Raw genomic sequence first — 19,636 nt, 5'->3', positions numbered from 1 at the left:
TTTGACAATTAATAGTAAATCAACAGCCTTGCTGCCTGACAAAGAAAAATTCGAGTTTTTAAGCAAATTGCCTATTTTCGATGGAGCAGGCAAGGATGTTCTGATGGAAATGGCTTCGTCACTTACCGAAAAAGAAGTGTTAAAAGGAAGCACCATCATCCGCAAAGGTGAGGAAGGGGATGCGGTTTTTATCATTGCAAGCGGTAAAGTAAGGGTTCACGACGGGAATCATGTTCTTGCCAGACTGGTTTCCGGGCAGGTATTTGGCGAATACGCCCTGATCGATCAGCGGACCCGGTCAGCTTCCGTTACAGCCGACGAGAATTGTTTGCTGCTCCGGCTTGATTACCGTGATTTTTACCGGAATGCAGCAGGTAACCCTGACATTCTCAGGGGAGTTTTAAGGGAATTAATCCATAGAATGCGCGACATGAACGTGTTGGAAGAGAAGCTGTCGAAAAGCTACCTGAAGATTCAACGGCAAAAAGATCTGATCGAAAAACAAAGCGAAAGCATTTCCCAGCAAAAGGTCTTACTGGAGCAGCAGAATTATGACCTGACCAAGCTGAATGAAGAAAAAAATCACCTTATCAGCACAGTCATTCATCAAATAAAAAACCCTCTGACCAGCAGCCTTTGCATGGCAGAAATGTTGGATGCACGCGAAGGGCATGTCGATGAGACCGAACGGGAAGGCCTGGCCATTATCCGGAACAGCATCAGGCGCATAAACAATCTTATTAATGAAATTCTTGATGTCAGCACCATCGAATCAAAAGTTTTTGAATTAAAGATGGAACCGCTGAATATACGGGCAATTCTTGAAGAACTGATCGAAAACTACCGTTATTTTATTGAACAAAAAGGGATCCGGCTGAAGGTGGATTTATCCGATATTGCAGCAAAACTAAACCGGGTTTATGTGACCCAGATATTCGATAATTTACTGTCCAATGCCGTCAAATTTACCCCTGAGGAAAGATCAATCACTATTCATCTGATTGAAAAAAAAGGAAATATTTTGTTTACTATCCAGAATGAAGGGCCTGGTATTGAACAGGAAAAGATCCATAAAATATTTGACCAATATAACCGGCAAACCTCTATGATAGATCAGGAGCTTTTCCAGGACGGACTGGGATTGGCTATTGTTTATAAATATACAATAGCGATGAAAGGCAAAGTCAGCTGTGAAAGCATAATTGGAGAGGGAACAAAATTTATTGTGGAACTCCCTTCTTCTTAATCCCCACCATTTCCTCAAGCATTTCTGTAGTAATGGATTTAGGGCGCTCAAGGGAATACATCAAAGCACGATCCCAGATGATATTGGCGCAAATACCAATAGCTCTTCCAATGCCAAACAATACGGTGTAAAAATCGTATTCCCTGACGCCATAGTGCCATTGGATTATTCCGGACTGCGCATCGACGTTTGGCCATGGATTTTTAGCCTTTCCCTGTTCTGCAAGGATTTCGGGAACCACTTTGTAAAGCAGGTCGGTATATTTGAAAAGCGGATCATCTGCCATATGTTTCTGGCTGAATTCCCTCTGGATCAGATACCTCGGATCGGTTTTACGCAATACGGCATGGCCGTATCCAGGGATAAGATGACCAGTATTGAGGGTTTCCCAGACATATTGCCTGACAGCTTCCTCCGTGGGATCATCACCGCCAAGTTGTTCACGAAGGTCCTGCAACCAGCGCAGTACTTCCTGGTTGGCCAATCCGTGCAACGGGCCGGCTAAACCGTTGATCATCGCTGCAATGGATAGATATACATCAGATAAGGTGCTGGCAACCAGATGCCCGGTATGTGCACTCACATTGCCGCTTTCATGGTCGGCATGAAGAATGAAATGCATGCGTGAAACATCATCATATGGAGGTTTAATACCCATCATGAAAGCAAAATTGGCGCCCATATCAAGGTTCGGGTTGGATTGAATGCGTTTCCCATCCCGGTAAAGCTTAGTATAGATATAGGTGGCAATTTCAGTAAGCTTCGCCAACAGGTTCATGGAATCTTCGAACATCGGGTCCCAATATTCAGACTTTGAAATGCCGGCATTATACTTCTTAACAAAAAAAGATTCCGGGTGTAAAGCCAGGATAGCGGAAGCAAAGGTAGTCATCGGGTGATTACAGCAAGGCGCCGCGTCAATCACATCGTATATGACTTTCGGTAGTATCCTTCTTTTCTGGAACTCTTCCACAACTTCTTCTACGTCCTGTTGAGTCGGGATATCCCCTGTCAGCAATAAATACCAAACTCCTTCAACGTAAGGCATTTCAGCACCCTTAGGTTTTGGGAGCTTTTCTATCACCTCCGGCAAAGTATATCCCCGGTAACGGATGCCTTCATTCGGGTCCAGATAGGATATATCAGTAATAAGAACTTTCAGGTTCCTCATCCCGCCAATAAGTTTTTCAACGGTGACCTGGTCGATCACGACATCACCAAATTCTTCAACCAATCGTTTGGTTCTTGGTCTCCATTCTTCAATTTTTTGCCGAAGTTTCTCTTTTAGTCCTATCATGAATAAATTGATTTGTAGTTAATTTTCTTACAGTCTTACAGTCTTACAGTCATATCTTCTTTAACGCGCTAATATAGAAAATGTTTGATCAATTTAGACTTTTCTATCACTTCATATTCTCAATGATTGCGGTGGCAAATTCGGAACATTTCAATAAAGCAGCTCCTTCCATCTGCCGGTGGAAATCATAAGTGACTTTCTTTTGTGAAATGGTAATTTCAAGACCTTTCCAGATCAGGTCATGAACCTCATGCCAGCCCAGGTATTTGAACATCATGGCACCCGACAGGATCACCGATCCGGGATTCACCTGGTCGAGGCCTGCGTATTTAGGTGCAGTTCCATGGGTTGCTTCAAAGATCGCATGACCGGTGTCGTAATTGATATTGGCCCCCGGGGCGATACCGATCCCGCCAACCTGCGCAGCCAGGGCGTCGGAGATATAATCGCCATTCAGGTTCAGGGTGGCCACCACATCAAACTCATTAGCCCTGGTTAAAACCTGCTGCAACGTGATATCCGCAATAGCGTCCTTAATCAGCAGTTTCTTTTTCCACTGGCCATTGCCATGCGTTGACATCAGTTTCAAACAATCCAAAATCTCATCTCTCACAGCTTTTTGCTGGTCCGGGGTCATCATATAGTATCCAGGCTCAATAAGTTTGGCATTTTCTTCGACGCTTATACCCGAATTTTTATCGACATTGGATAAAATCCAGCTTTCCCGTTGGGTGACAATATGATCCCGGAATTCGTTACAAGCCAGTTCGTAACCCCAATTCATAAATGCCCCTTCAGTAAATTTCATGATGTTGCCTTTGTGAACCAGGGTAAGCGATTTCCTGTTTTCAGCGAGGGCAAACTGGATTGCGGCACGGATCAACCTCTTTGACCCTTCCTCAGAGACCGCCTTGATCCCGATACCGGAAGTTTCAGGAAAGCGGATATTCTTCACTTTCATTTCTTCCTGGAGAAAGCGGATAACCTTCTGTACTTCAGGAGATTTGCTTTTCCATTCTATGCCCGAGTAAATATCTTCCGTGTTCTCCCGGAAAATAACAATATCAACCAACTCGGGGTGTTTGACAGGAGACGGCACACCTTTAACATATTTCACCGGCCTCAGGCAGACGTAAAGATCGAGAGTTTGCCTGAGGGCAACGTTCAGCGAACGGATCCCCCCTCCAACCGGTGTGGTCAACGGGCCTTTGATCCCAACCAGGTATTCCCGGAAATGATTAATGGTTTCCTGTGGAAGCCACTCACCGGTCCGGTTGAAAGATTCCTCACCGGCAAACACTTCAAGCCATGATACTTTACGCTTCCCATTGTAAGCTTTTTGAACAGCAGCATCAAATACACGCACTGAAGCTGCCCAAATATCAGGGCCAATGCCATCCCCCCGGATGAAAGGAATGATGGGATTATCAGGTACATTCAACTGTCCACCTGTCTTTTTGATTTTTTCTCCAGTCATAATATGGGTTTTCCGTTAGTACACTAATAAAGTGGAAAAGGCTGGTAAATATACAAAGTTTTTAATATCTTGAAAACCATCTATCTTATTTTTTGTTTAATTAATATAAGCAAATGAGAAACATGAATAATCCTTATCAATGGCAAAAAATCGTATTCTTCGACGGAGTTTGCGTCCTGTGTAATCGAGCTGTGGATTTCCTTCTTAAAAAAGATCATAAAAAAAGGCTAAAATTTGCTTCATTACAATCGGATAATGCATTAGCCTTCCTTCAACAACTTCAAAATCAGCCAGTAAAAGAAGATACAATCATCTTCTACGACGAAGGCCGGTTTTTTATGAAATCAACGGCGGTCTTAAAGATTGCCGGTTATCTCGGGCTACCCTATTCGGTCTTTGCCATGTTCCTGATCATTCCCCGCCCATGGAGAGATGGGATCTACGACATAATAGCGCGGAACAGAGCCAAATGGTTCGGCACAAGGGAGAAATGCCGGATTCCCGATCAGGAAACCTCAGGAAGAATTATTGGTTGAATAAGTACCTGCAACAGACAGGATAATATATAAAAAGATGATCATAGGGACTGCACTATATTGAAAGAGTAAAATCAGAACGATAGATGAACCCAGTAAAATGAACCGGTAAGTATTCCCTTTCCATTTTAAATACTTGAATTTCAGTGATATCATTGGAATGTTTGAAACCATCAGCCATGACAGGAAAAGAATGATTGCTAAAAGTGTATAATGGTTTTGGATAAATTTAATCAGCCCTTCCGATTCCCTGTATTGGTTAATGATCAGGGGCAGTGCTGCAATAAACAGCCCGGTTGATGGAATCGGCAAACCTTTAAACTCGACCTCCTGTTTGGGGTCGGTATTGAATTTAGCGAGGCGGAAAGCACCGCTGACAACCAGTAATAATGCTGCAAACGGGAGCAGCGGCACACTTGCCGCGCTCCAGGATGGAATGCCCGGGCTTTGCAGGATAAGCTGATACATTATGACAGACGGGGCCAGGCCAAAGGAAATAACATCGGCTAGTGAATCAAGCTGGGCTCCTATTTCAGACCGCGCATTTAAAAGCCTTGCTATCATACCGTCGAAAAAATCAAGGATTGCTGCCAGGATGATGAACCAGGAAGCAAGGATCATTTCCCCGGAAAAGGCCAGAATAATGGCAATGCTGCCGCTGATCAGGTTCAGCAGGGTTATCAGGTTGGGAATATTATTTTTGATTCTCATCAAAAGCGGGTATATGGGCAAAAATACAAAACAAAGAGGGTTTTTTATCTTTGCATGAAAAATAATCGGAATTGCCTGATGGAAGATGAAATAAATCCGAAACTACTGAGTATCGACAGTTATGATTATCCCCTTCCTGATAATCGAATTGCACAATTTCCCCTGGAAAGGCGCGATCATTCGAAATTATTGATTTACAAGCAGGGACAGGTTTCTGAAGATATTTTTTTTAACCTCGGTCATTATCTCCCATCTGACAGCCTTGTCATTTTAAATGAAACAAGGGTAATTCATGCCCGGTTATTATTTCATAAAAAGTCGGGAAGCCATATCGAAATTTTTTGCCTGGAGCCCCTGGCCCCTTTTCGCGATCATCAACAGGCTTTTCAGCAAAAGGAGAAGGCTGAATGGCTATGCCTGGTTGGAAATTCAAAGAGATGGAAGGGAGGGATAATAGAAATTTCCGTGGATCATAACGGGCAATCAATTAAAATTTATGCCGAAAGGGTGATGAAGATAGAAGGAGGCACTTCACAAATCCAGTTCAGGTGGACACCAGCCGGCCTGACTTTCTCCGAAGTCCTTGAACAGTTCGGCAAAATCCCTCTTCCGCCTTACATAAACCGGAAGCCGGTCAGACAGGATGAAGTGACTTATCAGACTATTTATGCAAGGCATGATGGATCAGTTGCTGCCCCGACTGCCGGTTTGCATTTTTCAGATGAAGTGTTAGCTTCGCTTAAAGACAGAAACATTGATTTTCTCAAATTCATCCTCCACGTAGGGGCCGGAACGTTCAGGCCTGTGATCTCGGGTAATCTTGGCGGTCATGAAATGCATGCTGAACAGGTTTATTTACCAGTGGAATCATTAGAATCGCTTAGGACATCCCTTCATAAACCAATCATAGCAGTCGGGACTACTACCACCCGCTTGCTGGAAAGCCTTTACTGGCATGGCGTTAAGGTTATCAACGGACTTTCTGACGGACTTGTTATGAATGTCGGACAATGGGACCCTTATGATCTGCTCGGGGAATTTACAATAACCCGGGAAGATTCTCTTGATGCAGTAATCAATGCATGTAAAAAATCCGGTTCAACATCACTGAAAGGCAAAACAAACCTTATGATCGCCCCGGGCTACCGGTTTCGTTTTCCCGATATCCTCATCACCAATTTCCACCAGCCGCGGAGCACGTTACTTCTGCTCATTGCAGCCTTTATCGGTGACGACTGGCGAAAAGCCTATCAATACGCCCTGGATCATGATTTCCGGTTTCTGAGTTATGGCGATAGTTGTTTGTTCTTTATTCGTAGATGACCCCGACATAAAATAACTTAATTCAAATAATTTAATTACGTATATTTGCATTCTAATTAGCACGTATATGAATACCAAATTGACACTTTCAATCGATAACCAAATTATCATTAAAGCTAAGAGATACGCGAAAAATTCAGGCAGAAGTCTCTCTGACCTGATAGAAAATTATTTGAAAAATATTACCTCTTCTGACAAAGACGATTTTAGTATTAGCCCAAAAGTAAAAGCTCTTATGGGATCATTTAAAGCACCTGAAGATTTCGATTATAAGACCGAATTGTCTAAGATTCTTTCTGAAAAATATAATAAATAATGCAAAAAGTATTTGTTGATACACATGTAATTATCGATTTTCTTATTGATAGAAAGCCTTACTCCGAGCAAGCTGCAATTATTCTTTCTCTTTCAGAATACAAAAATATTCAGGTTTGCGTCTCAGCTCTAACTTTTGCAAACTGCTATTACTTATTGAAAAAGTTTTCCTCACATTCAAAAGTAATATCTAAGCTTAGTCAACTTGCAGAAGTTGTTGAAATAGTTGATGTAACCAAAAAGGCAATTCTTGATTCCCTGAAGTCTAATTTTAAGGACTTCGAAGATTCCATTCAAAATGAAACTGCAAAGAAAGATATTCAAATTAAAGTTTTAATCACCCGGAATTTAAAGGACTACCAAAATAGTAATCTCTCAATACTCTCTCCTGAATTGTACCTTAAATCATTACCAAAATAATCAGGCCTGCCTGCAATCGAGTAGATGGCCCAGCCTCCCATTCTCGTCCTGCTCCTTCTTTAGAAACCTGTCTAAATTGCAGTAATGTTTAGTTGTACCTATGTCAATTGGCATATTATTTATAAATTTGCTGTTAATAATTTCACATAATATGAAAAAGCTTCTGATTTTAGGTGCAGGCACAGGCGGCACCATCATGGCAAATAAGATGCGAAAAGATTTACCCAGGGACGAATGGCATATTACGATCATTGACCAGGAGAAAATCCACTATTATCAGCCGGGTTTCCTGTTTATCCCTTTTGGCATGTACCAGGAAAGGGATGTGATAAAGCCCAAAAATAATTTCATTCCCTATGGAGTGAACTTTATTTATGGAAAAATTGATAAGGTTGACACCGGCCAAAACAGGGTTTTATTGGCAGATGGTGAGGCCCTGAATTATGATATCTTGATAATTGCCACAGGTACACATATTAATCCTGAAGAGACTCCGGGCCTAAAAGGAGAATTATGGTATAAGAACATTTTTGATTTCTACACCCTTAAGGGCGCCCTGGCGTTGCAGAAGTTTTTTAAAACCTGGGAAGGAGGAAATCTGGTGGTAAATATCGCTGAAATGCCGATTAAATGTCCGGTAGCACCACTGGAATTTTCGTTTTTTGCTGATGCATTCTTCATCGAGAGGGGAATGCGTCAGAAAGTCACTATTACCTATGTCACTCCCCTTTCGGGTGCTTTTACCAAACCAAAAGCATCCCAAATGCTTGGAAATCTTCTTGAGGAAAAAAATATCAAACTTGTTACTGATTTCAGCCTGGCTGAAGTCGATAACAAAAATAAAAAGATTATCGACTATGGCGGCACTGAAGTTCCATTCGATCTGCTGGTTACGATCCCTGTTCATACCGGAGACCAGATGATTGAAAGAAGCGGACTGGGAGATGATTTCAATTTCGTCCCGACCAACAAGCACACACTTCAGTCGGAAAAGTTTGAGAATATTTTTGTGATTGGTGATGCGGGGAATTTTCCCACTTCAAAAGCCGGATCTGTAGTTCATTTTCAGGCGGAGATCCTCCACGAAAACATCCTTTGCTATATCGAAAACCGGCCGTTCACCGCAAGTTTTGATGGCCATGCAAACTGCTATATTGAAACCGGTCATGGCATGGGAGCCCTGATCGACTTTAATTACGAAACAGAGCCATTGCCGGGTCATTTCCCATTTCCAGGCCTTGGTCCTTTTGGCTTGTTAAAGGAAACCCGGATGAATCATTACGGGAAACTCTTGTTCCGCTGGATTTACTGGAACATCCTGCTGAAAGGAAAAGAAATGCCAATTGACACGCAGATGACGATGGCTGGTAAAAAACTTGAATAGTATTAAATCTACAACCCATGTCAGAAGAAATTATTCAGGCCCAAATCGATGCGATCAACCAAAAGCTGGATCTTATCCTGGAAGAGGTATATGCCCAGCGGGAATCGCGTCAGTCGTTACAAGACCTGGCCGATGATGCTTATATCATAGGGAAGGATGTTTTTAAAAACACAGTAATACAGCTGGATAAAGCAGGGGTGGAAGTTGACCCGGATGCGCTGGCAGGGATTGGCTTGAAGCTGATCAGAAATATTGGCAATATAAATGAGTTTCTGGAAGTACTCGAGAGTATCAATGACTTCCTGAAAGATGTCAGCCCGATCATTCACCAGGTGGGTCTCGATGCGATAAGCAAGCTGAATGAACTGGAAAAAAGAGGTTATATCGACTTTTTCCGCGAGCTCAGCAGGTCGCTCGATAACATCGTCACCCATTTTAAGGCAGAAGATATCAAAGCACTGTCCGACAATATCGTTTTCATTATGGAAACTTTCAGGAACCTCACCCAGCCTGACATGTTGAAAGCTATTAATAATGCTTTGGCTATTTATAAAAATCTTGATATGGAAAATATTGAGGAGTACTCTCTTTTCAAGGCATTAATGCAATTCCGGAAGCCGGAAATGAAAAAAGGGATAGGATTCATGATCACTTTCCTGAAACGGTTGAACGAAATACAACCCGAAAATTCCCAAGTAAAGCAGTAATTCTTTTTAATATTCTTTCATTCTAATTAAATCTCAATCCTATGGCAAATAAAACTTATGCAGGCATCACGGTTGACGTCACTGATGAAGGATACTTCACTAATCCATCTCAATGGACAAAGGAAATTGCAATAGAAATTGCAAAAGAAGAAGGAGTTGTACTGACCGAAAAGCATTTTTTGGTCCTTAATTATCTACGGGAAAGATTTGCTAAGGGCGAAGCGCTTTCTATCCGCGGCATCAATAAATCCGGTATCGTTGATGTGAAAGATTTTTACCAGATGTTTCCCGGAGCACCATTAAAAAAATCCACAAAAATAGCCGGCATTCCGAAACCGGAAAGCTGTGTCTGACAATCTAATAACAAAAAACTATTATGAGTAATGTAAAATCAAATCCGATTAAGAAAGTTTCCATCATCTGTGCAAAAGGATCTCTTGAAGATGTTTATGCAGCTTTTGTGATGGGGAACGGCGCCGTAATGGAGGGAATAGAAGCGAACCTTTTCTTCACCTTTTTCGGTCTTGAAGCCATCATGAAAAGAAGGATGGATAAACTACATACGGGTGTCGTAGGCAATCCTGCGATGAGACTTCCTGGTGGGGCTCGTATGCCGACCTGGCTGGGTGTAATACCTGGCATGGAAGCGATGGTTTCATCCATGATGAAAAAACAGATGGACAAGTTGGATGTTCCGCCGGTCAGCGAATTCATCGAATTGTTTGTAGCCGGAGGTGGCAATCTTTATGCCTGCAAGTTAGCTGCAGATATGTTCAAAGTTCGCAAAGAAGATCTGAGTGAACATGTAAAAGGAATTATTACTGTCGGCGAGTTTTATGAATTAGCAGGTGGAGAAGGCTCACAGATCATCTTTACCTGATGAATTTTTATTCTCCATAAAGCCTTCCTTTTTACTAATTTTGCCTGAATTTACCAGGAATGGCTGAAGAAACTTCAAATAAAAAGAAAGGCGAAAAATCTCCCGAAAAGGAGATGAGCTTCTGGGAGCACCTTGAAGAGCTGCGATGGCATCTGGTCAGGTCAGTCATTATACTGCTCCTGCTGGCAATCGCAGCTTTTATAATGCGCAGATTTATTTTTGATGAAATCCTCCTGGCTCCGAAAGATCCCGATTTTATTACTTACCGGGCTTTCTGTGCGATAGGCAGATGGCTTTCCCTGGATTTATGTATGGGCACCGTCCCCATGGAAATCGTTAATATCCAGATGTCCGGGCAGTTCATGACCCATGTCTATGTTTCGATGATGGCAGCTGTTGTAATTGCTATTCCTTACCTGTTATGGGAAATATGGAGTTTTATCAGGCCTGCCCTTTTACCCAATGAAAAAAAATATTCACAAGGTGCGGTTGTGTATAGCTCTATTCTGTTTATTATTGGCATGCTCTTCAGCTATTATCTTATTGTCCCTCTTACCATCAACTTTTTTTCATCCTACCAGGTGAGCACTGCGGTCACCAATACCATTACGCTGAGTTCATATATCAGCACTGTCGTATCTGTTACCCTGGCATGCGGCTTAGTGTTTGAATTGCCCATTATTGTTTTCTTCCTTACAAAAGTGGGCATCCTGACACCTGCATTCATGAAAAAGAACCGGAAATATGTGCTGGTCATCCTGCTCACAATTGCTGCTATTATTACCCCGCCTGATGTTTTCAGCCAGATACTTGTTACCATCCCGCTGATGGGGCTTTACGAATTCAGCATCTTTGTTTCGGTAAGGGTATATAAAAAACAAACGGCTAAATTTGCTGGTTAAAGGCATTCAGGATTTTAAAAATTCTAATAACAGGCGATAGAATTCTGCAGGCTCATCGGCATGGACCCAGTGAGTGCCATTTTCAATGGTCCTGATAATCGCCTGAGGAAAATTCTGATAAATGGCCGTATAATCCTCCTCAAGGATGTAATCTGATTTGCCTCCCCTGATAAAAAGGGCCGGTTTTTCAAAACGGGTCGAATAAAAAACCCCGTCATACATTGCCTCAATGTGATAGCTGATTGCCTGCAGGTTAGGCCGCCATGCCAAAAGATTTTTCTCCTTCCAATAAAGATTCTTCAACAGGAATTGAACCAGGCGTTCATCGCTGATTTTCTCTGAAAGCACCTTTTCAACTTCCTGCCGGCTGCCTGACCGGCTGAAATCAACTGAAAGCATTGCATCGATAAACTTAAGATGGTAATCAAACCTGACGTACGTTCTGAGGCTGGTATCGACAATAATTATCCTGCTCACTGAATTAGGATTTTCCAGCGTGTAGCGCATCGCGACCTTTCCACCCATTGAGTGACCCAGGATGATGGGCTTGTCTAAACTTTTTGTTTCAATGAATTCCGAGATATCATCCGTCAGAGCATAATAATTGAAGACTGGATGTTGCGGCGATTGCCCATGATTGCGCTGATCCGGGATCAACACCCTGTATCCTTCCTCAGCAATCTTCCTGGCAATACCCACCCAATTATCGGAAATCCCCAGTAATCCGTGAAGAATGACTATAGGCTGTCCTTCTCCATATTCCCTGTAAAAAAGATCCATCAGGTATTGATCCTAAGATTAAAATGTATGTTTTAACTGCCGCAGGTAAAGTTGAATGGCATTCTCCAACCCAAAATAAAGAGCATCACAAATCAAGGCATGGCCAATGGAAACCTCCAGTAACCCCGGAATATTCGCGGCGAAATAATTCAAATTATCGAGATTGAGATCATGACCTGCATTGAGCCCAAGACCTAGCTTCTGCGCTGCATTTGCCGCTTCTGCATACGGAAGGATGGCTACATCCCTGTTTTTCGGGAATTCCTTCGCGAAGCTTTCAGTGTATAGCTCAATTCTGTCAGTACCCGTTGCCTGCGCATACTCAATCATTTTAACATCAGGATCTAAAAAAATGGAAGTTCTTATGCCTGAACGATGAAATTCAGCGATGATTTCCCTGAGTTTTCCGAGGTTCTTAATCGTGTCCCAGCCGTGATCAGATGTAAGCTGGCCGGCAGTGTCAGGAACGAGAGTCACCTGGGCAGGGATAATCTCCAGCACCAGCTTGATAAAATCCGGGGTTGGGTTCCCTTCAATGTTGAATTCGGTCTTGAGTAATGGCTTCAGGTCCCGTGCATCCAGGAACCGGATATGACGCTCATCCGGCCGGGGATGAACGGTAATTCCCTGGGCGCCGAATCTTTCACAATCCAGGGCTGCTTTCACAACATCGGGCACATTGCCGCCCCTGGCATTGCGTAACGTGGCAATTTTATTGATATTAACACTCAAACGAACCATAAGTCCTGAATAGTAAATAATATTGATACCGGAAAGCAAAGCTAATAAATTTAAAGGGTGATGGTTGCTGATTGGCAAATCTTCACGAACTTTGAAATATCATGAGAGCAGTTATCCAACGGGTTACACAAGCCAGCGTCAGCATTGGCGGTAATTTAAAGAGCCGGATTGGTCCAGGTTTACTTGTTTTATTAGGTATTGAAGAATCTGACGGACAGGAAGATATCGGGTGGCTTTGCGGAAAGATCTGCAGGATGAGGATTTTCAATGATACCGGCGGGGTAATGAATCTTCCGGTTATGGAAGTAAATGGTGAAATATTGGTAATAAGTCAGTTTACCCTGCATGCCAGCACAAAGAAAGGGAACAGGCCATCTTATATCCACGCAGCCAGGCCTGAAACCGCTATTCCGCTTTATGAGAAATTTGTAAAGCAATTAAGTTCTGATCTGGGAAAAGACGTTAAAACCGGGGAATTCGGCGCCATGATGCAGATTCAGCTTATCAATGACGGGCCGGTCACTATTATTATCGACAGCAAGTCAAGGGAATAAAAATTTAATTTTAAGTTTTAAATGTTGAATGTTAAGTTGGGGATTTTAATTTTTAATTTTTAATTCTGAGTCCTGACTCTTAAAATTGAAAGTAATATTCTGCTTTAAATCCGGGTGTAGGCTCAGTGCAACCGGGCAGGTGCGGCCTGCTCTTTCGATAATTTCTTTTTGTTTATCCGAATAAGCAAAGTCTGGAAAATTAAACTCAATTCTCACCGCTTCTATTCTTCTCGGATTGGAAAGCATCAATTTAGTTATAGCCGCTTCAGTCCCATCAATGCTAAAACCGTGTGTTCGTGCAGCAATACCAATAATAGTAAGCATGCAGCTTCCCAGCGCTGTTGCCACAAGATCAGTTGGTGAAAAGAACTCACCTTTGCCCTGGTTATCCAAGGGTGCATCCGTAGTAATCGTTACACCGGATTGTACATGAAGCGCCTCTGTCCTGAGATCGCCCCGATAAATAGTTTTGGCTGTTTCCACTTGATTATTATTCAGCTAAATTAGTGATCTTCATTCAATAAAAAAGCCTTCCACATCGCTACGGAAGGCCAAAAACCAAATTAATTAAAGAAAAATTCTTACTTTTTATCAGGACATGATTTTGAACAACTTTCTTTTTCCTTATCACAACATGATTTGGAAGAAGCTGACTTATCTGAACAAGTTGAAGGACAATCTTTAGCATCGGCTTCTGTAGTTTTAGCTTCAGTCTTTGTGTCTTTAGATTCTGAGACCTTCTTGTCACTGGCTTTTTTGGGGTCCTTATCGAACTTTACCATTTCAACCTGCGTGGAAGATGCTACAAGATTCTGAATGCTTAAGGCGCCAAAAGCCACAAAGCCGATAATTGCGAGAAATAGAACGAGTTTTTTCATACTTTTGAATTTATAATATTAATTATGTTTTCTGAAGCAAATATAGCATCTATTCCATACATCCAATGTTAAACGGTTGTTAAAAACTGTTAATTATATGTTAACATTTAATTATCTTTAAATTTCCGCATATTTTAACTAAATGAAGAAGAATCTTTTTCAGCTGATCATCTTAATAAACTCCATAGCATTGCTGGGAATTTTCTTCACGCAGATATATTATGTGAGGGAGGCTTACAACCTGATGGATGAGCAGTTCACCGGCAGTGTGAGGATTGCATTAAAGGGGGTTTCGGACCAGATGCTGAATTTCGAGTTGAAAAAGTCTGGAAAAAAATCCGGTTCCAATATGGAAAATCCACCTGCTAATTTGCCGGATATCCATGATCTGAACCTTAACCTGCTTAATTTCAAGATTAGTGAAGAGTTCAATTGCATGAAAATCGGAAAAGGGTATGAATTTGCTATTATAGATTTGAGGGATGGTTCAATAGTTACCGGGATTTATGAACGCTATGGGAAAGAACTGGTTTCTTCCCACCATCAGGTTCCTATGATAGGTTTCTTTGATTCTGATCATTATGTATTATCAGCCTATTTCCCGGACGAGCAAAACCTGATCCTGATGAGGATGGTGAACTGGATTATCCTTTCTATCATATTCGCCATAATCCTTATCATTGGCTTTCCTTATTCCCTATATATTTTTAACCGCCAGAAGAAGGTTTCGGGAATGAAATCCGATTTTATCAATAATATGACCCATGAGTTTAAGACCCCGATTGCAACCATCTCTTTAGCGAGTGAAATGCTCATGAAAAAATCCATCTTGGAGGATCCTGCCAGAACTCAGCGGTACGCTAAAATTATTTTCGATGAAAACACCCGGTTGCAAAATCATGTAGAACAGATTCTAAGCGTATCCTTGCTGGAGAGAGGACAATTCCGACTGAAGAAAAGAGAGATCGATGTGCATGAGATTATCAATGAAGTGATTGAAAATTTTGGCTTAACCGTTAAGGAAAGGAATGGGGAAATTAAGACTCATTATTGTGCGAATAAATTCCATATTTATGCTGATAAGGTGCATTTGACAAATGTCATCACAAATTTGCTTGACAATGCGAACAAATATTCCCCTGAAGCGCCGTGGATAAGAATAGGCACGCAAAATACCGATAGGGGCCTCATCATTTCAGTTGAGGACAGGGGAATTGGTATAAGTCTCGAAAACCAGCAACAGATTTTTAAAAAACTATATCGGGTCCCAACCGGAAACATATATAATGTAAAAGGCTTTGGCATTGGATTATACTATGTCAAAACCATTGTTGAAGCCCATGGTGGTCATATAAATTTAAAAAGCGAATTGAATAAGGGAAGCAGATTTGATGTATATTTACCCTTCGTTTTAAAATCGGCAAAGGATTATGACCAACACGAAACCACGGATTCTTCTCGTTGAAGATGATCCTAATTTAAGCATTGTCCTTCAGGATTACCTCGAGATGATGAATTATGATATCACACTTTGCAGAAATGGAAAAGAAGGTCTCCTGGCTTTCCGTAACAGCCAGTTTCATTTATGTATTCTCGACATCATGATGCCGGTCATGGATGGGTTCACGCTTGCCGAAGAGATTAAAAAGATCAATGAAGCGATTCCGATTGTTTTTCTTACAGCCAAATCACTGAAAGAGGACCGTATCAAAGGATTCCGCCTTGGATGCGATGATTATATCATGAAACCTTTCAGCACGGAAGAACTCAGCCTGCGCATTCAGGCTATTCTGAAACGTTATATGGCCCAATTGCAGACATCGGTCAAGGAAGAAGAGCCATTGTACCTAATAGGAAGATATATTTTTGATCATAAAAATATGATACTCCGGCTTGATGAAGAAGAAAGGGTCCTCACGCGCAAAGAAAACGCCCTTTTAAAATTACTTTATGAAAACCGGAACCATTTGCTTGCCCGCGAAATTGCCTTAAAATCAGTCTGGGGTAATGATGATTATTTTATCGGGCGCAGTATGGACGTCTTTATCGCCAAACTCCGGAAGTACTTAAAAGAAGATCCTACCATTTATATCACTAACGTCCATGGAACGGGATTCAAGCTGGAAGCAAAGTAAAGATTGCAATTCTGCTGTTAGAAGGTCCAGGTAATACCCAGGCTGGGCATAAATGGCAACTGATTGACGATTTCGCCGGTGATCCGGTCACGGTAAAACACATTTTTCCGCTTATATACATTCACCAGGCTGAGATCGATATCAATCTTTGATACTTCGCTCAGGTAAAATCTCTTTTTAAAATTCACGTCGAGCCGATGGTAAGTAGGCAACCTGCCTTCATTAAGATCGCCGTAAATAATGCCAAGTTCTCCATTGTTGGAAATATAATCAGAATAGATGCCATTATCAAATGAGACTTTTTCATAGTATCCCTGCGTCTGGGTAAATGGAAATCCCGAGCCAAAGTTCCACCTGGCACTGAGTTCCCATGTCATTTGGGAGCCAAAACGATAAGTTCCTACCAGGTTTATATTGTTTCGGCGATCGAAGTGAGGGTAGTAATGCTGAAGAACACTGTCAATATCTTCATAATAACGATTCACAAATGCATAAGAGTAAACTATCCAGAAATAAAACCTTCGTTGGTCATACTTCAGGGTTATATCTAATCCATATGCATCACCTTTTTCTAAGATGAAATCTTCTTTGAGCAAACCAGGTTTTTCAGGAGATTTATCCTCGTCATAAATCTTATTGCGATTTAAATTAGTTAACTGGTTGAATATTTTGTAATAAGCTTCAAAATTAACAGATATTTTCCCGCTAATATCAAGCTCTGTCCCGAGGATCAGGTGGGTCGCTTTTTGCAGGGCATGTTTTCTGAGGTGCCCGTCAAAATAATCCGGTAAATTATCAGGTCCTGAAAGAATACCATAAAACAAATTAACCACATCCCTGTCGGAACGGGCACTGATCAGGTTCTGGGAATAAAGCCCGCCTGCGAATTTCAGCCTGAAATGGTTAGTGACATTGTATTTGATTGCCAGCCTGGGTTCCGGGGAAGCAGTGGATAAAGAAGCATACCATTGGAGCCTGAAACTCGGTTCAATCAGAAACTTACCGGCCGTAAGTTTATATTTGGCATAAAGGCCGATCTCAGTTGTATTTTCCGCCTGTTTGATTTCAATTTTGGCCGCATTTTCAAAGGTATAATCCGTGCTGGAACCAATTTGTTCAATACCGAATTTAAGTTCATCTTTGCCCAGGAAGTAAGTAAAATCAAGTCCGACATCAAAGCCTGAAATAGAACTGGTTCTTTCCGGACTGGTTTCTTCGGCGAGAGATATCGTATAATCCGAATAGGCAATATGCCCTTCCATTATAAAAGATGATCTTCCAGGAATAACGAGGAAATTTGTACCTACGCCCGTGCTGTGCCAGTTAAAATCGGAAAGGGCTTTATATCCATCGACTTTATCTCGGTAATGAAAACCATAAAAATTGATCTTACTCCCGTTGGCTGCCTGAACAGATATTTTCCCGTACAGGTCAATGAAATTAAAAGGCAGGCCTGCTGTATCGATATAATTGTAGAATAACTTAGAACTTTGCTCAAGGAATGATCCTTTAGCAGAAAGGATAAATCCCGTGCTGCCTCCACCATTTTCTTTCGCCTTTTTAAACGGGCCCTCTAACAGCAGGTTGGCACCGAAAGTACTCGCCCCGATTTTTCCTGCAAACCTTTGCCGGTTTCCGTCCCGTGTTGTAATGTCCATCACCGATGATATCCGGCCTCCGTATTCTGCGCCGAATCCACCGGTATACACATCAGCATTCCGGATAATATCAGTTTCAAAAACGCTGAATAATCCGATTGAATGAAATGCTTTATAAACCGTCACACCATCCAGCAGGACTTTGTTCTGGATGGGTGACCCGCCACGGATGTATAATTCGCCTCCCTGGTCCCCGGTAAAAACCACCCCGGGCATCACCTGCAGGTATTGGGCGAGGTCGGGCTGACCTCCGATTGAAGGGATCTGGCCAATATCTTTTGGGGTTATCTTCACGACAGAAGTTTTCGTCTCGGTCCTGGCTTCCTGGTATTCAGCTGAAATGTTTATGGTTTCCAAATTAATGGCAGATCCCTGCATATAAAGCTGTTTGGCAATAACACCTCCTGCCTGAAGACTAACCGGTATTCTTAAAGTGTCATATCCAAGGTATGTCACCATAAGTGTATAATCCCCTGCAGGTACTTTCGTAATAATAAAATAACCGTTTACGTCAGTCGCAGATCCATAAGAAGTCTGATAAAGATACACATTGGTGAAAATGACCGGCTCACCGGAAGCTTTGTCATATATAAAACCTTTTATCGTACCTGTCTGACTGAATGAAAGTGTAGAGATGAGAAGCAAATGGGCAGCAAGAATAAGGCGTTTCATCAGTTATGAATTGAATAATTGAGCGAAAAGGGCAAAATTATCAATAATCCCGACAGGCAGGATAAAAATAATTCCTGACTTTAAAGAAAGAATATTTTAGTAGCGCTCAACATTAAGGCTCGAAACAGCAGCCTCAACTTCAATGACAATATTTTTAGTTTTGTCAGAAAAATCAGGTGTAACATAGGTTCCGTTACCGACCTTGTTAAAACCTTCAAGGTCTTTAGAGGAAAGGACTGTGCTTGTATTCACTTCGCAGGCAAACTCCTGGGGAACCTTAATATCGATCGATGAAGCACCTGAGTTGATTTTTATTTTACTTTCGGCCTGAAGGGTGCCCAGCCGAATATTGATGGAAGAAGCACCCCCGTCAATTTCAAGTTTACGGATTTTAAATGAAGACAGGTCCAGCTCAATATTGGCAGCACCTACATCGACTTTGATATCCCAAACCGGGTTCGTGTTGAGCTTCATTGTAACTTTGTTTCTCAGGTCGGTCCTTATAATCCGGCCTTCTTCCAGTTCAATCCTGATTTCCCGTTTTGTCCCGAGATCCTTGATAGAGTATGTATATCTGCCCAGATTCCCTTCCCGGTCAAATTCAAATAGCTCGTCAGTTGACTGCCCTATCTTGAAATTCCCTGCAGCGGCATCAAATATGAGATCTGCCTCATTAATAGTGCTGTCATAAGCCTCAAAGATCCGTTGGTCAATGTCCTGAGGATCCTTGTCATCAATCCTGTCCCGGGAATTGTTAATCGACCTGTCATCATTCCAATTATGAAAATTAGGGAAAGAAATCAGGAAAAAAGCAGCAGCTATCAAAACGATGATAGTCAGGACTACCTTGATGCCATCTTTAACCGGCAAGATGGTAACCCCGATCAGGACCAGCAGCAATGGCCATAGCCTCCAGAGACTGTACCAGCTGAAATAAATGATATCAAGGTTTTTCAGAATGAACAGAACCCCGATCAGGACCAGGATTAAGCCCCAAATAATATTTTTCGTTTTCATAGG

Annotated in this window: 22 protein-coding genes; 13 read left to right on the top strand and 9 right to left on the bottom strand. The window is 41.9% G+C overall.

The genetic code is table 11. The annotated features are described in order from the left end of the window. The first annotated feature begins 1 nt into the window (after window position 1). On the top strand, window positions 2-1,246 hold the full coding sequence (locus M0Q51_06810) for an ATP-binding protein (GenBank protein ID MCK9399692.1): 1,245 nt from the start codon (window positions 2-4) through the stop codon (window positions 1,244-1,246). Here the strand turns inward: M0Q51_06810 and M0Q51_06805 are convergent. Both M0Q51_06805 and icd read right to left on the bottom strand, forming a co-directional pair. Next, complete coding sequence (locus M0Q51_06805) at window positions 1,221-2,543, bottom strand: citrate (Si)-synthase (GenBank protein ID MCK9399691.1); 1,323 nt, start codon at window positions 2,541-2,543, stop codon at window positions 1,221-1,223. The genes M0Q51_06810 and M0Q51_06805 overlap by 26 nt on opposite strands. Window positions 2,544-2,649: 106 nt before the next feature. Then, on the bottom strand, window positions 2,650-4,020 hold the full coding sequence (icd, locus tag M0Q51_06800) for an NADP-dependent isocitrate dehydrogenase (GenBank protein MCK9399690.1): 1,371 nt from the start codon (window positions 4,018-4,020) through the stop codon (window positions 2,650-2,652). Between the two features lie 113 nt (window positions 4,021-4,133). On the opposite strand from icd, the gene M0Q51_06795 reads away from it, so the two are divergent. After that, entirely contained in the window at window positions 4,134-4,556 is a 423-nt protein-coding gene (locus M0Q51_06795) for a DCC1-like thiol-disulfide oxidoreductase family protein (protein MCK9399689.1), read from the top strand. On the opposite strand, the gene pssA is transcribed toward M0Q51_06795, so the two are convergent. Then, window positions 4,536-5,267, bottom strand: coding sequence for a CDP-diacylglycerol--serine O-phosphatidyltransferase (gene pssA, locus M0Q51_06790; GenBank protein ID MCK9399688.1), 732 nt, complete (start codon window positions 5,265-5,267; stop codon window positions 4,536-4,538). The two genes, M0Q51_06795 and pssA, sit on opposite strands and share 21 nt — an antisense overlap. Window positions 5,268-5,321: 54 nt before the next feature. Here pssA and M0Q51_06785 point away from each other — a divergent pair, with 54 nt between their 5' ends. The 8 genes from M0Q51_06785 to tatC all read left to right on the top strand — a co-directional run bounded on the left by M0Q51_06785 (window position 5,322) and on the right by tatC (window position 11,198). After that, window positions 5,322-6,590 carry an S-adenosylmethionine:tRNA ribosyltransferase-isomerase gene (locus M0Q51_06785; GenBank protein ID MCK9399687.1) on the top strand — a complete coding sequence of 423 codons (1,269 nt, stop codon included), beginning with the start codon at window positions 5,322-5,324 and terminating at the stop codon, window positions 6,588-6,590. A gap of 67 nt (window positions 6,591-6,657) precedes the next feature. Further along, window positions 6,658-6,906, top strand: a complete 249-nt coding sequence (locus M0Q51_06780) for a DUF6364 family protein (protein MCK9399686.1) — start codon at window positions 6,658-6,660, stop codon at window positions 6,904-6,906. Continuing rightward, window positions 6,906-7,325: a PIN domain-containing protein gene (locus M0Q51_06775; protein MCK9399685.1), complete on the top strand. Its 420-nt coding sequence runs from the start codon at window positions 6,906-6,908 to the stop codon at window positions 7,323-7,325. The genes M0Q51_06780 and M0Q51_06775 overlap by 1 nt, the downstream gene beginning before the upstream one ends. 151 nt (window positions 7,326-7,476) lie before the next feature. Continuing rightward, window positions 7,477-8,709 carry an NAD(P)/FAD-dependent oxidoreductase gene (locus M0Q51_06770; GenBank protein MCK9399684.1) on the top strand — a complete coding sequence of 411 codons (1,233 nt, stop codon included), beginning with the start codon at window positions 7,477-7,479 and terminating at the stop codon, window positions 8,707-8,709. 17 nt (window positions 8,710-8,726) lie between these two features. After that, window positions 8,727-9,416, top strand: coding sequence for a DUF1641 domain-containing protein (locus tag M0Q51_06765; protein MCK9399683.1), 690 nt, complete (start codon window positions 8,727-8,729; stop codon window positions 9,414-9,416). Window positions 9,417-9,457: 41 nt separating this feature from the next. Continuing rightward, entirely contained in the window at window positions 9,458-9,769 is a 312-nt protein-coding gene (locus M0Q51_06760; GenBank protein MCK9399682.1) for a TusE/DsrC/DsvC family sulfur relay protein, read from the top strand. Between the two features lie 23 nt (window positions 9,770-9,792). Then, complete coding sequence (locus M0Q51_06755) at window positions 9,793-10,296, top strand: DsrE/DsrF/DrsH-like family protein (GenBank protein MCK9399681.1); 504 nt, start codon at window positions 9,793-9,795, stop codon at window positions 10,294-10,296. A 59-nt stretch (window positions 10,297-10,355) separates the two neighbouring features. Then, complete coding sequence (gene tatC, locus M0Q51_06750; protein ID MCK9399680.1) at window positions 10,356-11,198, top strand: twin-arginine translocase subunit TatC; 843 nt, start codon at window positions 10,356-10,358, stop codon at window positions 11,196-11,198. A 6-nt stretch (window positions 11,199-11,204) separates the two neighbouring features. Here the strand turns inward: tatC and M0Q51_06745 are convergent, their stop codons facing one another. After that, window positions 11,205-11,978 (bottom strand): alpha/beta fold hydrolase, encoded by a 774-nt coding sequence (locus M0Q51_06745; GenBank protein ID MCK9399679.1) that lies wholly within the window; start codon window positions 11,976-11,978, stop codon window positions 11,205-11,207. Window positions 11,979-11,996: 18 nt separating this feature from the next. Next, window positions 11,997-12,719, bottom strand: coding sequence for a pyridoxine 5'-phosphate synthase (locus M0Q51_06740; GenBank protein ID MCK9399678.1), 723 nt, complete (start codon window positions 12,717-12,719; stop codon window positions 11,997-11,999). Window positions 12,720-12,820: 101 nt separating this feature from the next. Between M0Q51_06740 and dtd the strand changes: the two genes are divergently transcribed. Further along, window positions 12,821-13,273 carry a D-aminoacyl-tRNA deacylase gene (gene dtd, locus M0Q51_06735; protein MCK9399677.1) on the top strand — a complete coding sequence of 151 codons (453 nt, stop codon included), beginning with the start codon at window positions 12,821-12,823 and terminating at the stop codon, window positions 13,271-13,273. A 45-nt stretch (window positions 13,274-13,318) separates the two neighbouring features. Here dtd and M0Q51_06730 read toward each other — a convergent pair whose 3' ends face one another. Next, window positions 13,319-13,756 (bottom strand): OsmC family protein, encoded by a 438-nt coding sequence (locus M0Q51_06730; GenBank protein ID MCK9399676.1) that lies wholly within the window; start codon window positions 13,754-13,756, stop codon window positions 13,319-13,321. Between the two features lie 98 nt (window positions 13,757-13,854). Further along, entirely contained in the window at window positions 13,855-14,151 is a 297-nt protein-coding gene (locus M0Q51_06725) for a hypothetical protein (GenBank protein ID MCK9399675.1), read from the bottom strand. 142 nt (window positions 14,152-14,293) lie between these two features. Between M0Q51_06725 and M0Q51_06720 the strand changes: the two genes are divergently transcribed. Beyond that, the gene (locus M0Q51_06720; GenBank protein MCK9399674.1) at window positions 14,294-15,616 is read left to right on the top strand and encodes a HAMP domain-containing histidine kinase; all 1,323 of its coding nucleotides are present in this window, start codon (window positions 14,294-14,296) and stop codon (window positions 15,614-15,616) included. After that, window positions 15,582-16,286: a response regulator transcription factor gene (locus M0Q51_06715; GenBank protein ID MCK9399673.1), complete on the top strand. Its 705-nt coding sequence runs from the start codon at window positions 15,582-15,584 to the stop codon at window positions 16,284-16,286. Before M0Q51_06720 ends, M0Q51_06715 begins: the two co-directional genes overlap by 35 nt. 17 nt (window positions 16,287-16,303) lie before the next feature. Here the strand turns inward: M0Q51_06715 and M0Q51_06710 are convergent, their stop codons facing one another. Both M0Q51_06710 and M0Q51_06705 read right to left on the bottom strand, forming a co-directional pair. Further along, window positions 16,304-18,616 carry a TonB-dependent receptor gene (locus tag M0Q51_06710; GenBank protein MCK9399672.1) on the bottom strand — a complete coding sequence of 771 codons (2,313 nt, stop codon included), beginning with the start codon at window positions 18,614-18,616 and terminating at the stop codon, window positions 16,304-16,306. 96 nt (window positions 18,617-18,712) lie between these two features. After that, window positions 18,713-19,633, bottom strand: coding sequence for a DUF5668 domain-containing protein (locus M0Q51_06705; GenBank protein MCK9399671.1), 921 nt, complete (start codon window positions 19,631-19,633; stop codon window positions 18,713-18,715). Window positions 19,634-19,636 lie beyond the last annotated feature (3 nt).

It is taken from the genome of Bacteroidales bacterium (assembly GCA_023229505.1).
GTDB lineage: Bacteria > Bacteroidota > Bacteroidia > Bacteroidales > JAGOPY01 > JAGOPY01.
The sequence above is the reverse complement of the archived record's forward strand: the minus strand, read 5'-3'. Positions and strand labels throughout refer to the sequence as shown.